Origin of the sequence: Pseudomonas fungipugnans (assembly GCF_029955235.1) — a bacterium.
Taxonomy (GTDB): Bacteria; Pseudomonadota; Gammaproteobacteria; order Pseudomonadales; family Pseudomonadaceae; genus Aquipseudomonas; species Aquipseudomonas fungipugnans.
In genome coordinates, this window is sequence record NZ_JARBWL010000002.1 from 786,055 (window position 1) to 800,726 (window position 14,672).

The 14,672-nt window shown below is 59.9% G+C and carries 9 protein-coding genes; 4 read left to right on the forward strand and 5 right to left on the reverse strand.

Annotation, left to right across the window (positions count from 1 at the left end; all coding sequences use genetic code 11):
• The first annotated feature begins 132 nt into the window (after nt 1-132).
• The 4 genes from POF45_RS18505 to POF45_RS18520 all read left to right on the forward strand — a co-directional run bounded on the left by POF45_RS18505 (nt 133) and on the right by POF45_RS18520 (nt 4,394).
• Nucleotides 133-2,229 carry a type VI secretion system Vgr family protein gene (locus POF45_RS18505; RefSeq protein ID WP_431978608.1) on the forward strand — a complete coding sequence of 699 codons (2,097 nt, stop codon included), beginning with the start codon at nt 133-135 and terminating at the stop codon, nt 2,227-2,229.
• Nucleotides 2,230-2,282: 53 nt separating this feature from the next.
• Nucleotides 2,283-2,690: a hypothetical protein gene (locus tag POF45_RS18510; RefSeq protein WP_282316354.1), complete on the forward strand. Its 408-nt coding sequence runs from the start codon at nt 2,283-2,285 to the stop codon at nt 2,688-2,690.
• A gap of 125 nt (nt 2,691-2,815) precedes the next feature.
• Nucleotides 2,816-3,076, forward strand: coding sequence for a short-chain dehydrogenase (locus tag POF45_RS18515; RefSeq protein WP_282316355.1), 261 nt, complete (start codon nt 2,816-2,818; stop codon nt 3,074-3,076).
• Nucleotides 3,077-3,557: 481 nt separating this feature from the next.
• Nucleotides 3,558-4,394 (forward strand): 23S rRNA (adenine(2030)-N(6))-methyltransferase RlmJ, encoded by an 837-nt coding sequence (locus tag POF45_RS18520; protein ID WP_050681744.1) that lies wholly within the window; start codon nt 3,558-3,560, stop codon nt 4,392-4,394.
• Nucleotides 4,395-4,552: 158 nt separating this feature from the next.
• Here the strand turns inward: POF45_RS18520 and msrA are convergent, their stop codons facing one another.
• The 5 genes from msrA to aceE form a co-directional block, all read right to left on the reverse strand.
• Entirely contained in the window at nt 4,553-5,200 is a 648-nt protein-coding gene (gene msrA, locus POF45_RS18525) for a peptide-methionine (S)-S-oxide reductase MsrA (protein ID WP_259498645.1), read from the reverse strand.
• A gap of 120 nt (nt 5,201-5,320) precedes the next feature.
• A complete protein-coding gene (locus POF45_RS18530; protein WP_282316356.1) occupies nt 5,321-8,014 on the reverse strand; it encodes a putative bifunctional diguanylate cyclase/phosphodiesterase in 2,694 nt (897 codons plus the stop codon).
• A gap of 266 nt (nt 8,015-8,280) precedes the next feature.
• Nucleotides 8,281-9,678: an alkaline phosphatase D family protein gene (locus POF45_RS18535; RefSeq protein WP_282316357.1), complete on the reverse strand. Its 1,398-nt coding sequence runs from the start codon at nt 9,676-9,678 to the stop codon at nt 8,281-8,283.
• A gap of 281 nt (nt 9,679-9,959) precedes the next feature.
• Complete coding sequence (aceF, locus tag POF45_RS18540; RefSeq protein ID WP_282316358.1) at nt 9,960-11,927, reverse strand: dihydrolipoyllysine-residue acetyltransferase; 1,968 nt, start codon at nt 11,925-11,927, stop codon at nt 9,960-9,962.
• 11 nt (nt 11,928-11,938) lie between these two features.
• The gene (gene aceE / locus POF45_RS18545; protein ID WP_282316359.1) at nt 11,939-14,584 is read right to left on the reverse strand and encodes a pyruvate dehydrogenase (acetyl-transferring), homodimeric type; all 2,646 of its coding nucleotides are present in this window, start codon (nt 14,582-14,584) and stop codon (nt 11,939-11,941) included.
• Between the last annotated feature and the right edge of the window lie 88 nt (nt 14,585-14,672).

Here is a 14,672-nt window from a genome sequence, read left to right on the forward strand (position 1 = left end):
TAGCTGAACACCCTGATACTTGAAGGAAAATTCTCTAAAAAAACACGCCTAATCTGTTTTCCCTGTCATCCCGGCAACGCCCCTCATCCGTCATGCAGAATCGCCCGCCCTTATTCTGCAAAGAGACATCGGATGTCCGCGCCACGTTTCACGTTGACCCTGGAAGGCATTCAGAATGACCTCAAGGTGCTTGAATTCACGGGCAGGGAAGCGATCAGCCAGCCCTATCGCTTTGAGTTGAAGCTGGTCTGTGACAGGCCAGACCTGGACCTGGAAAGCCTGCTGCATCGTCAGGCCTTTCTGAGTTTCGATGGGCAGAGTTGCGGTATTCACGGTCAGGTTTATCGCGTTGGGCAAGGGGATTGCGGCAAACGTCTGACGCACTATCAGGTCAGCCTCGTCCCGTATCTGACGTACCTCGGCCAGCGCATCAATCAGCGGATCTTCCAGCACAAAAGCGTGCCGGCGATCATCGCGCACATCCTCAAGGACCACGGCATCCAGCGCGATGCATTCGAGTTTCAGCTCGGCAGCGACTACCCCGAGCGCGAGTACTGCGTCCAGTACGCCGAAAGCGATCTGGCGTTTGTCCAGCGGCTGTGTGCCGAGATCGGCATCCACTATCACTTCCGGCACAGCCCCGACGGGCATTTGCTGGTGTTTGGCGATGACCAGACGGTTTTTCGCCGGCTGCCCGAGCCCACGCTATATTTGCCTGACAGCGCCATGGCGGCGAGTGCTCCGGCGATCAAGCGTTTCCATGTGCGCGTGGAAACCCGTACGACAGCGGTTGCTCGCCGGGACTACGACTTTCGCAAACCGCGCCTGCAACTTGAAAGTCGCGTCGGCAGCGAGCAGCAGCCGGTACTGGAGGACTATCAATTTCCGGGTCAGTTTACTGACCGCGAACAGGGCCGGGATCTGGCCCGGCGAGCGCTGGAACGCCACGCTGCGGATTACCGCCAGGCTGAAGGTCGCAGCGATCAATCGGCTTTGCTCAGTGGCCATTTTCTGCAATTGGCCGAGCATCCACGAGACGAATGGAACGAGCTGTGGCTGGTGACCGAAATCGAACACCGTGGTCGCCAGCCGCAAGTGCTGGAAGAGGAATCAACTGCGGGTGACGGTGAATTCCAGGGTTATCGCAATACCTTTCTGGCAACGCCGTGGGACGTTTCGTTTCGTCCGCCCATGGGGCCGGACAAGCCGCGCATGCTCGGCTATCAGCCCGCCGTGGTCACAGGTCCCGGCGACAGCGAAATCCACTGTGATGAATACGGCCGGGTCAAAGTCCAGCTCGCCTGGGATCGCGAGGGCCAGTTCAACGAGCATTCCAGTTGCTGGCTGCGGGTCGCTACCGGTTGGGCCCACGACCGCTATGGCAGCGTGCTGATACCGCGGGTCGGCATGGAAGTGCTGGTGGGTTTTGTTGATGCCGATGCCGACAAACCCCTGGTGATGGGCTGTCTGCCCAACGCCGCAAACCCGGTGCCGCTGAACCTGCCCGCCGACAAGACCCGCAGTATTTTCCGCACACGCAGCAGCCCCGATAGCGGCGGTTATAACGAAGTGCGTATCGAGGATCGCAAGGGCGCCGAGGAAATTTACCTGCGCGCCCAGCGAAACTGGACCCAGCACGTGCGCAACGATTTACACGTCCAGGTCGGCAGTCAGCGCAACACCGTCATCGGTGGCGTCGAAGGGGTGGATGCCAGCGACAACTTGCACGTTCACGGTAACCGCCACATTAAAGTCAGCACCCATACGACCAAGGCCAGTGGGGAATTCCACGTCAGTGCCAACGAACAAGTCGTGATCGAAGGCGGGGTTGCCGCCACCCTTCAGGCGGGCGGACACTGGATCAACATCACCCCGCTGGGGATTTTCAGCAGCGTGCCGATCATGGTCGGTGGCGTGCCGATACCGACCATGGGCTCGCCGCAAATAACGCCTGTCCCGCTCAGTACCGCGCAGATTCAAAGCCTGAAAAGCCCGGCGCCGTTCTGTGAGGAGTGCGAGCGCTGCAAGCAAGGGTTATGTCCGACGCCGAGTGCACCGGGCGATACGCCGATGGCTTCAACCGTTGAGCCGGGTTTTCACATCGTCGAGCAGGGGATGTCTCGGTCTGCGCTGGAGTCGATATTGTTTGCCCAGCCAGAGCCGGCGGTGCTGGAGAAATTCAGAAGCCTTAATCCGCAACTCCCCAATTTGCCAAACCTGGGCAGTTGATTGTCCTCAGCGATCCGCGCAATACGCAGTGCACTCGCGAAGAGGCATTGCTGATGGAGGCCGCGCAGAAAGTTGATGCGGCGCTTGAACCTTTGAGCGATGCCGAGGCTGAGTTCATGACTCGTCATCATGGTGAGATTCAATCCTTTCTTTCGCAGGGCTCGACAGGCGTTGGCATTGGTTCGGCGATGTTTGGTAAACACCTGGGCAACTTGAAAGAGACCCTTGTAGAACTTGAAAACCTGCATAAGCGCACCTTTGACAAACACGGAAAACTCCAAGGCGCTGACTTCTTTAACGAGCGTAAAAAGCTGATGGGGCGGCTTGATAGCAGCCTTGGTCCATTGACACCTGATTGCGGCCGTCAACATGCGTCCGTAAGATCAGTTGCGGCGGCTGTGCGCGGGCACGCTTCGGTGTGGTCGAGTTCTCTGGTCTCGATATTCCTACCCCGTGCATAGCTGCCACCCAAGCCTGTAGGAAGGCCGATGGTAGCCACCGTTTACTACCAGAGGTTTCAATAACGAAAGATCTTCATCCCGATTCACCCTACAAAAAACCAACCCCGCCCCCCGAAAACCGCTTCATGGCGCTCACCAGCAATTGCGATGACATGCCTACCCTGTTCGTCGATACCCAAGCGCCGCTCGATGTTTTGTATGACGCAGCCAGCTATCGAATTCTCGCCGTCACCCAGGTGATGGAGAACCTGTCGATGCGTGGCTCGATCGAGTGTCAGTCGTTCATCCTTAGCGACTTTGCCTTGCTCTGCGCCATTCCGTTGCGGGATGGGTGTGATGTGCTGGATGTAATTGGACGGCGGTTGCGGGCTCGTTCTCCGGAATAGCGGCGAGGGGCCTTGTGGCGAGGGAGCTTGCTCCCGTTCGGCTGCGTAGCAGTCGTGAAACCAGGCGCTGCTGTTTACCTGACGAATCCGGGGTGCTGGTTTTGGGGCTGCTGTGCAGCCCAGCGGGAGCAAGCTCCCTCGCCACAGGTTTTGGTTGGCCGGGATGTCCTGGGGCTGCTGCGCAGCCCAGCGGGAGCAAGCTCCCTCGCCACAGGTTTTGGTTGGCCGGGATGTCCTGGGGCTGCTGCGCAGCCCAGCGGGAGCAAGCTCCCTCGCCACAGGTTTTGGTTGGCCGGGATGTCCTGGGGCTGCTGCGCAGCCCAACGGGGGCAAGCCCCCTCGCCATAAGGGCAAGGTCAAAAGATCGCAGCCTTCGGCAGCTCCTGCGGGGTGTGTGGTTGCCTGGAATGGCCGCTCAGCCGCGAACCCCTGACGTTCGGTGCGCTTCAAGGTAAACTTCCCGCCCTGCGCAGGAGCAATCATGAATTATCGTCACGCCTTCCATGCCGGCAATCACGCCGATGTGTTCAAACACCTGACTTTAACCCGCCTCATCGCCCTGATGTCGCGCAAGGAGCAGCCGTTTGCCTATCTCGACACTCACGCCGGCATTGGTCTGTATGACCTGCAGGGCGATCAGGCGAGCCGTACCGGTGAGTACCTGGAAGGCATTGCGCGCTTGTGGGATCAGCCCGATCTGCCGGCGCTGACTGCCGACTACATGAAGGTGCTGCACGACATGAACCCGGACGGCCAGTTGCGCTACTACCCGGGTTCGCCGGAACTGGCGCGGCGTCTGACGCGGCCGCAGGATCGGCTGATGCTCAACGAGAAACACCCCGAAGATGGCCTGCTGCTCAAGGACAACATGGCGGGTGATCGTCGGGTGAAAGTTCACCTTGGCGAAGGCTGGCATGTGCCGCGGGCAATGTTGCCGGTGCAGGAGAAGCGGGCGGTGATGTTGATTGATCCGCCGTTCGAGCAGCTCGACGAGATGCAGCGTTGTGCAGCGTCGCTCAAAGAGGCGATTGGTCGGATGCGCCAAACCGTGGCGGCGATCTGGTATCCGGTGAAGGACCAGCGCATGTTGCGCCGTTTCTATCAGGACCTGGCCGGCACGGGCGCGCCGAAGTTGTTGCGGGTGGAGTTGCTGGTGCATCCGTTGGACACGCCGAACAGCCTGAACGGCTCGGGCCTGGCGATTGCCAACCCGCCGTGGGGTCTGGAAGAGGAATTGCGTGAATTGCTGCCGTGGTTGTCCAAGAAGTTGGGACAGACCCAGGGTGGGTGGCAGATGGATTGGTTGATTGCCGAATAAGCCTATTGATCTGTGGCGAGGGAGCTGGCTCGCGCCGGGGCGCAAAGCGGCCCTGAAATCGGTATCGATGTTCTTGCAGTAAGAACCCGGATACCGGTTTCACGACTGCTTCGCAGCCGAGCGGGAGCCAGCTCCCTCGCCACAGGTAATGCGTTGAATCAGATCGGGCACGTCACGCCTGTACCGCCAATCCCGCAATAGCCTTCAGGGTTCTTGGCCAGGTACTGCTGGTGGTACGCCTCGGCGAAGTAGAAGGTCGGGGCTTCTTCGATTTCGGTGGTGATGGTGCCTTTGCCGGCCTTGGTCAACTCGGCCTGGAACACCTGCTCGCTGTGCTTGGCGGCGGCCAGCTGAGTCGGGTTGGTGGCGTAGATCACCGAGCGGTACTGGGTGCCGATGTCATTGCCCTGGCGCATGCCCTGGGTTGGGTTGTGCAGTTCCCAGAACATCTTCAGCAGTTCTTCGTAGCTGACTTTTGCCGGTTCGTAGACCACCAGCACGGCTTCGGTGTGGCCGGTCAGGCCCGAGCAGACTTCTTCATAAGTCGGGTTCGGGGTAAAGCCGCCGGCGTAACCTACAGCCGTACTGACCACGCCCTCGCGCTGCCAGAATTTGCGTTCCGCGCCCCAGAAGCAGCCCAGGCCAAAAATTGCGAAATCCACATCAGTGACGAACGGGCCCAGCAGCGGGGCGTCGTGGACGAAGTGTTTTTCCGGCACGCTCATTGGGGTTTCGCGGCCAGGCAGAGCTTGTTCTTTAGTCGGTAGCACGTTTTTGTTCACCAGAATTTCCGAGCGCAGAACCATGATCAGTCCCCTCAGTCAGGTTGGAATGTAGATGCACAGAGTGTCAGTGTGCCTAATAGCGGTCAGTTACGCACTACCCGGGTGGGAGCGAGCAGGCTCGTTCCCACAGGGAGGCGGTTGTCAGGCGATTGGCCCACGCGGGTAGCGTCTGAGCTTTTCGATCAGCTCGCAGCCTGGTATTGGCCGGTCGAACAGGTAGCCCTGGCCGACGTCGCAACGGTGACGGCGCAGGAAGGCCAACTGCTCGGAAGTTTCGATGCCTTCGGCGACGACCTTGAGTTTCAGGTTGTGGGCCATGGCGATCACCGCCGAGGTGATTTCCATGTCGTCCTGGTTGTCCGGGATTTCGTGGATGAAGCTGCGATCGATCTTGATGATGTCGATCGGGAATTTTTTCAGGTAACTGAGCGACGAGTAACCAGTGCCGAAGTCGTCCATGGCCAGCGTCAGGCCCAGGCGCTTGAGCTGGTCGAGCTGCAAGTGGGTGTCTTCGGTGGCTTCCAGCAGCAGGCCTTCGGTCAGTTCCAGCTCCAGCAGTTTCGCCGGCAGGGCTTCTTCCTTGAGGATGTTGGCGATGGACGCCACCAGGTCCGGGTCGGAGAACTGCTTGGGTGACAGGTTGATCGCCACTTGCAGATTGCCCAGGCCGGCGGCGGTCAGGTCTTTGCTCATGCGGCAGGCCTGGCGGGCGATCCATTTGCCGATGGGGATGATCAGACCGGTTTCTTCGGCGACGCTGATGAACTGGTCCGGACGGATCATGCCCTTTTCCGGGTGGTTCCAGCGCAGCAAGGCTTCCATGCCCAGCAGGCGGCCGCTGCGCAGGCACAGCTTGGGCTGATAGAACACGTCCAGCTCGTTCTGGGTCAGGGCGCGGCGCAGGTTGTTCTCCACGAACAGTTTGTAGCTGGCCTCGGCGTTCAGTGCTTCGGTGAACACCTGGACCTGATGCTTGCCGTTGGCCTTGGCCTTGTGCAGCGCCAGGCCGGCGTTGCGCATCAGGGTTTGCGGGTCGCGCCCGTGCAGCGGTGCGCAGGCCAGGCCCACGGAACCGGTGACGCTGATCAGCTGGTTGTCGACGAACATCGGTTTGTCGAGGGTCGCCAGCAACTGGTTGGCAATTTGCTGGCCGGTCGGCAGGTCGGTGTTGTCCAGCAGCACGGCGAATTCGTTACTGGCAAAACGCGCCAGGCTACCGCTCGGGCTCAGGCTGTTACGCAGGCGCCGGGCGAGGCTGATCAGCAGCTTGTCGCCGGTCTGGTGACCGAGGCTGTCGTTGATCCGCTTGAAGTTATCGATGTCCACCAGCAACAAGCTGATCGGCGTGTCGGTGTCGTGGGCAAAACGCTCGTCGAGGTTGCGGATGAACGCCGGCCGGTTGCCCAGGTTGGTCAGGTTGTCGGTGTAGGCCAGGCGCTCGATGCGCTGCTGGGCGAGCTTGGTCTGGGTGATGTCTTCGTAGATGCCGATGTAATGGGTCAGCTCGCGGTTGTCACCATAGACCTTGGAAATCGACAACTGGCCCCAGTACGGTTCGAGGTTTTTGCGCCGACTCTTGAATTCGCCCTGCCAGCTGTTGCTCTTGGCCAGCGCCGAGGGCGCGTCGAACAGCAGTTCGCTGAGGTTCTCCAGGGCCGGCAGTTCCGACAGCCGCTGGCCGTGGACTTCTTCGGTGGTGTACTGGGTGATCGCGGTGAAGCTCGGGTTGACGTACTCGACCACGCCGTCGCAATTGACCAGCAAAAAGGCGTTGGCGCTTTGCTCCACGGCACGCTGGAACAGGTGCAGGGCGCTGGTGGCGGTTCGGCGGTTGTGATTGTTGATGACCTGGGCGAACTGATCGGCCAGCTCACCGGCAAAGGCAATTTCATCGGACTGCCAGGCGCGGGTCGCACCGGTCTGCTCCAGGCACAGGACGCCGACCACCTGGCCGTCGACGCGGATGCTGGCGTCGAGCATGGCGTTGACGTCACGCGGGCGCAGGCTCTCGGCCATGTCGCGGGTACGTGGGTCGCGGATGGCGTTGTGGGCGTCGATGGCGCGGCTGCTTTGCAGCGCTTCCAGATAGTCCGGGAAGTCGGCGACGTTGATGATTTCCGGCATTTGATAATCGCCGGTGGCGCGGTGGTACGCCGAAATCGGTACCAGCAGCGAGCCTTCGAGATTCCACAGGCTGGCGCAGTCGATTTCGTAGATGTCGCAGGCGCTGCGGGTGATCAGTTCGGCGGCTTCTTGCAGGGAGTTGCCGGAGCTGTAGCGCTGGCGGGTCAGCAGCAGGATCAAGTCCTGTTGGGCACGCACGCGGTCCAGGTGCTGGAGTTGTTCCTGCTGGGCGCGCTGGTTGAGCTCCAGTGCGATTTGCAGGCGCGAGTTCTGGGTTTCCAGGTCCAGCGCTGGCAGCAGCGGTTCACCCTCGAACAGGCCGTCGACGACCAGCAGGTAGCCGCGCAGCAGGTGTCGATTGTGTTGTTTGTAGGCTTCGCCCAGCTCCAGCAGGCTCAAGGTGCCGGCGGCAGTGTGCAGGGTGTAGCGGATCAGGTAGTGCGGGCTTTGGGTGAGTTGTTGCTGGATCGCGTCATGCAGCTGATAGCGCGCTTCGGGCTCCATCAGGCTGGCGTAGGGCGAGCCGACCAGCGCGCAGAGCTCCACGGCCGGCAGGCCGAACTGGCGTTCGCAATTGGGGTCGAGAAACAGCAGCGCCCAGCTCGCTTCATTCAGCCGTTCGAAACGCAGCATGCCGAGCCGCGAGGGCACAGGCAACTGCGTCACTACCTCGGCCACCATACGGCTGGTGGCATCGGGTTGGCTTTTCATGGAGGGAAACTCGCTTCGAATATGCTGATCGCGCCGGGCTCTCGCCCTCTTTACTGTTGCCTGCGGCAAGGTTGCATCATTGCGGCACTGACTGACAAGAGAGATGAAGGCCAAGTGCTATAAGAATATGTCGGCAGGAGACGGGATTTCTCCAGTGTGGCCGTAAAGTAATCTCCCGGTCCTGAAGATCGCAGCCTTCGGCAGCTCTCGCATTGAGATGGCGTACACCCTGTAGGCGCTGCCGAAGGCTGCGATCTTTTGCCCTTTTAATGCAGTGCAATACGAACAGACTGCAGCAGCTTGCCCTCCCGGTCATGGTAATTGACCCGCAGATGATCCCGCTCCACCACCAGATGCGCAAAGTTATCCTGGCTGACCACCTTGCTCGTCAACTCATGCCGATAGTCGCCAGCCGCCGTCCGCGTCAGGGGCTGATCGAGGATAAAGGTCGACTCGCGGGCATACGGCAGCAACTTGCTGTTGCACAGCGGCGAGGACACGAGGGTGTGAACCTCGAAATCCGGGTCCTCGCTGTGGCTCAGGCGGCTGGTCAGGGAGCCATGGACGTCGCCGGACACGAAGATCACATTCTTCAGCCGGTGTGTGCGAATTGTCTCCAGCAGCCGCAGGCGCTGTTCGGGAAAGGCTTTCCACGCGTCATCGCCGTTGAGTGTGCGGTCGGGGTAGAACATCACGCTGGTGACCACGAATTTGACCCGTGCCGGGCTGTTGATCAGCCAGTGACACAAAGCCTGTTCCTGTTCTTCGTCAAGGATGCGCCGGTTCCCGGCAGACAAGTTGCGCCGGGTTCGGCTGTCGGTCACAAACCATTCAATATCGCCTTCGCTTAGTTGATACCAATAATGATCAGGTCTTGTGCAGTCAACTTTTCCGTTCTCGCCCAGTTTGTGCAGCGGGCTGTGGCTGGCCTGATATAACTCATAGGCGGTCATGGCGTTACGGTACAGTTCGTCGTCTGCCTTTCCGGCATTGGCTGGCCAGTTATCTTCGATTTCATGATCATCAAGAATCATGTAAGTCGGTACGCGAGACATCAACGTTGTAATGCCGGGTTGAGAAAATGCCGCACGGTACTTCTTGAGGATTTCAGCGTATTCCCGGTCCGGCGCAATAAAGTTGAGGTCATCAACGTAAATCTGGTCGCCGGTCATCAGCATGGCACTGACGGGCGGTTGAGTGTTCTCCACCAGATGGTGGATCGATTCGAAAATCCGGTCACCCAATTGCGGCGAAGACGGAATGCCTGCGGTCAATCGCAGATAGCGACATGAGCCCACCACATAGGCGCGGGGGATGATGATTTCGTTGGAGGGCGTACGAAACCGGTACAGCTCGCGCGGCCATTGCAGTGGCAGTTCTTGCACCGATTCCACGGTGTGCGCCGGGCTCATCGGGCTGAACCAGCCGGCCTGGTATTCGTAGTTCGTATTGGCCTCAAGGTCGTTCAGGACAATCACGTCTGCCATGTCCCGCACTATCGACAACTTGACAAAAGTCCCTTTGGACCAGTGTTCATCATCGGCACGCCGATAACGTACCCCGGCAAATGCCGATGCATATTTTTTTGTTTCTCCACGCAAGAATATACGTGCGTGGTTAGTTGTCGTGTGGCCAATAATAGGGCCGACGGTTGGTTTTAACATGTTCGAGTCCGTTCATGGCTGCGCTAATTAATAAGTAATGAGGTCGGCGACATAATTGAATGGCCGTTAACCAAGACTAGTTATTTGGCGCTAAAAGATAACGGGCTGAAAGGGACTTGAGTTGTGGGCGATATCAGCCACAAATGTAGGAAGTTCTACTGTTCAGATTAAAACTTCAGGCAAAAAAAAGCCCCGCCAAATTGGCGGGGTTGAGGTACGAGCGTGGCGCTCGGAAATCGTGGAACGCGACGGGCCCTCCGGTGAAGAAGGGCCGGCCGGTGTTACAGCAAGATGGTGCGGATGTCCGCCAGCAGATCGCTCAGACGCTTGGTGAAGCGTGCAGCAGCGGCGCCGTTGATCACACGGTGATCGTAGGACAGCGACAGCGGCAGCATCAGTTTCGGCTGGAAGGCTTTGCCGTCCCAGACTGGCTGGATGGTTGCCTTGGAAACACCGAGGATCGCCACTTCCGGCGCGTTGACGATCGGCGTGAAGCCGGTGCCGCCAATGTGACCGAGGCTGGAAATGGTGAAGCAGGCGCCTTGCATGTCGTCAGCGGTGAGCTTCTTGTCGCGGGCCTTGGCGGCCAGCGCAGCGGCTTCGGCTGCCAGTTGCAACAGGCTCTTCTGGTCGACGTTCTTGATGACCGGTACCAGCAGGCCTTCAGGGGTGTCGACCGCGAAGCCGATGTTCACGTACTTCTTGCGAATGATCGCCTTGCCGCTTGGTGCCAGCGAACTGTTGAAGTCCGGCAGTTCCTTGAGCAGGTGCGCACACGACTTGAGCAGCAGCGGCAGGATGGTCAGCTTGACGCCGGCCTTCTCTGCAACGGCTTTCTGAGCGATGCGGAACGCTTCCAGCTCGGTGATATCAGCCGAATCGAACTGAGTCACGTGCGGGATGTTCAACCAGCTGCGGTGCAGGCTCGACGCGCCGATCTGCATCAGGCGGGTCATCGGCACTTCTTCGGTTTCACCGAAGCGGCTGAAGTCCACGACCGGAATTGGCGGGATGCCCGCGCCGCCGGTTGCGCCAGCAGCGGCGGCCGGTGCTTCCTTGGCCTTCTGTAGCATGGCCTTGACGTAAACCTGCACGTCTTCTTTGAGCACACGACCGTGCGGACCGCTTGGGCTGACCGCGTTCAGCTCGACGCCGAATTCACGGGCCAGTTGGCGAACAGCCGGGCCTGCGTGAACTTTGGCACCGGACTTGACCGGTGCAGCGGCCACGGGAGCGGCAGCTGGTGCAGCAGCCGGAGCCGATGCAGCAGGTGCAGCGGCAGCCGGAGCAGCAGCGGCTGGCGTCTTGGCAGCAGCAGGCGCCGCGCCTTTGACTTTCAGCTTGAGAATCAGGTCGCCCGTACCGACTTCGTCATCGAGCTTGATGGAAACGCTTTCCACCACGCCAGCGGCTGGCGATGGAATTTCCATGCTGGCCTTGTCGGATTCCAGGGTGATCAGCGACTGGTCGGCTTCGACGGTGTCGCCGGCCTTGACCAGCACTTCGATGATCTTGGCCTTGCCAGCCGAACCGATGTCCGGGACGTGAATGTCCTGAACACTGTCGGCTACCGGAGCGGCCGGAGCGGCCGGAGCGGCAGCGGCGGGTGCCGGAGCAGCAGCGGCAGGTGCAGCAGCCTGGGCTGGCGCGGCAGCAGCAGGCGCGGCGCCCACCACTTTCAGGGCCAGGATCAGGTCGCCAGTACCGACTTCGTCGTTGAGCTTGACGCTGATGCTCTCGACCACGCCTGCGACAGGCGACGGGATTTCCATGGAGGCCTTGTCGGACTCCAGGGTGATCAGCGACTGATCAGCGGCGACGGTATCGCCAACCTTGACCTGGATTTCGATGATCTGCGCCTTGCCCGACGAACCGATGTCCGGCACATGCACTTGCTGGACGCTGGCGGTGGCCGGCGCGGCAGCAGGAGCAGCGGCAGCAGCAGGTGCGGCAGCCGGTTTGGCTTCAGCTTTGGCAGCAGGGGCTGCGGCAGCCACAGGGGCCGCAGCAGCGGCACCTTCGACTTCCAGCTCCAGCAGTTCGTCGCCTTCTTTCAGGCGATCGCCCAGCTTCACTTTCAGGGCCTTGACGATGCCGGCCTTGGGGGCAGGGATTTCCATGCTCGCCTTGTCCGATTCCAGCGTCAGGATGCTCTGGTCGGCTTCGACACGGTCGCCGACCTTCACAAACAGTTCAATTACTTCACCTTCACCGCTGCCGATGTCAGGTACGCGAATGAGTTCGCTCACAGAGTGTCTCCTCAGCAGTCCAGTGGGTTGCGTTTTTCCGGGTTGATACCGAACTTGACGATGGCTTCAGCCACCACCTTGGGTTCGATGTCACCACGGTCAGCCAGTGCTTCCAGGGCTGCCAACACCACGAAATGACGGTCGACTTCGAAGAAATGACGCAGTTTCTTGCGGCTGTCGCTGCGGCCAAAACCGTCGGTGCCCAGCACTTTGAATTCCTTGGAAGGAACCCACTGACGGATCTGCTCGGCGAACAGTTTCATGTAGTCGGTGGAGGCGATGACCGGACCTTTGCGACCGTTCAGGCACTCTTCGACGTAGCTCAGCTGTGGCTTCTGGCCAGGGTGCAGACGGTTGCTGCGCTCAACGGCCAGGCCGTCGCGACGCAGTTCGTTGAAGCTGGTAACGCTCCATACGTCGGCACCGATGTTGAACTCTTCACGCAGAATCTTCGCCGCTTCACGGACTTCACGCAGGATGGTGCCGGAGCCCATCAGCTGAACGTGGTGCGCCGCTTCGCGGGTGTCTTCTTCAAGCAGGTACATGCCCTTGACGATGCCTTCCTCGACGCCGGCCGGCATGGCTGGCTGCTGGTAGGACTCGTTCATCACGGTGATGTAGTAGAAGACGTCCTGTTGCTCTTCGGTCATCTTCTTCATGCCGTCCTGAATGATCACCGCCAGCTCGTAGCCGTAGGTTGGATCAAAGGTGCGGCAGTTCGGGATGGTGCCGGCCAGGATGTGGCTGTGACCGTCTTCGTGTTGCAGGCCTTCGCCGTTCAGCGTGGTCCGGCCGGCGGTGCCGCCGATCAGGAAGCCACGGGTGCGGCTGTCGCCAGCGGCCCAGGCCAGGTCGCCGATACGCTGGAAGCCGAACATCGAGTAGAAGATGTAGAACGGCAGCATTGGCTGGTTGTGGCTGGAGTACGAAGTACCGGCAGCGATGAAGGAGCTCATGGCGCCCGCTTCGTTGATGCCTTCTTCGAGGATCTGGCCCTTTTTGTCTTCCTTGTAGAACATCACCTGGTCTTTATCGACTGGCTCGTAGAGCTGGCCGACGGAGGAGTAGATGCCCAACTGACGGAACATGCCTTCCATACCGAAGGTACGGGCTTCGTCCGGGATGATTGGAACGATGCGCGAGCCGATTTCCTTGTCCTTGACCAGTTGCGCGAGGATGCGCACGAAGGCCATGGTGGTGGAGATTTCACGGTCGCCCGAGCCATCAAGAATGGCTTTGAGGGTGTCCAGTGACGGCGTCGGAACGCTGAAGCTTTCGGCGCGACGCTGAGGCACGAAACCGCCCAGTGCAGTGCGACGCTCGCTGAGGTAGCGGGCTTCGGCGCTGTTGGGTTCCGGCTTGAAGAACGGCAAGTTTTCCAACTGGTCGTCTTTGACCGGGATATCGAAGCGATCGCGGAACAGCTTCAGGCTTTCAACATCAACCTTCTTGGTGTTGTGCGCAGTGTTTTTCGCTTCGCCGGCACCGGTGCCATAACCCTTGATGGTCTTGGCCAGGATGACAGTCGGTTGTTCTTTGTGGTTGACCGCTTCGTGGTACGCCGCGTAGACCTTGTACGGGTCGTGGCCGCCACGGTTGAGTTTCCAGATCTCGTCGTCGGACAAGTCTGCAACCATCGCCTTGAGTTCTGGCGAGTTGAAGAAGTGTTCACGCACGAACGCGCCGTCTTTGGCCTTGTAGTTCTGGTACTCGCCGTCGATGACTTCGTCCATGCGACGTTGCAGGATACCGTCGACGTCTTTGGCCAGCAGTGGGTCCCAGAAACGACCCCAGATGACTTTGGTCACGTTCCACTGAGCACCGCGGAACACGCCTTCGAGTTCCTGGATGATCTTGCCGTTGCCGCGAACCGGGCCGTCGAGGCGCTGCAGGTTGCAGTTGATGACGAAGATCAGGTTGTCCAGCTTCTCGCGGCCAGCCAGGGAGATCGCGCCCAGGGATTCCGGCTCGTCGCACTCGCCGTCGCCCAGGAAGCACCAGACTTTCTGCTTGCCTTCAGGGATGAAGCCACGGGCTTCCAGGTACTTCATGAAACGTGCCTGGTAGATCGCCTGGATCGGGCCAAGGCCCATCGATACAGTCGGGAACTGCCAGAAGTCAGGCATCAGCCAAGGGTGCGGGTAGGACGACAGGCCCTGACCGTCGACTTCCTGGCGGAAGTTGTTCATTTGCTCTTCGGTGATGCGGCCTTCCATGAACGCGCGGGCGTAAACGCCTGGCGAGGTGTGGCCCTGGAAGTAGATCAGGTCGCCGCCGTGTTCGTCGGTCGGGGCCTGGAAGAAGTAGTTGAAGCCGATGTCATACAGGGTCGCACTGGACGCGAAGCTGGAGATGTGACCACCCAGGTCAGAATCTTTCAGGTTCGTACGCATTACCATGGCCATCGCGTTCCAGCGTACCAGCGAGCGAATGCGGCGTTCCATGAACAGGTCGCCAGGCATGCGTGCTTCGTGGGTAACGGGAATCGTGTTGCGGTAAGGCGTGGTGATGGCGTAAGGCAATTGCGAGCCGCTGCGGGTCGCAAGTTCGCCCATACGGGTCATCAGATAGTGAGCACGGTCTTCGCCTTCTTTGTCGAGAACCGATTCCAGGGCGTCCAGCCATTCCTGGGTTTCGACGGGATCGAGGTCTTGCATGGCTTGCTCCAGGGCGGAAAGGCTTCCAGAATCGGTTGCCTGAGTTTGCGACTGGCCTTGTGGGCAGACGATATAAATTCTTGGATTG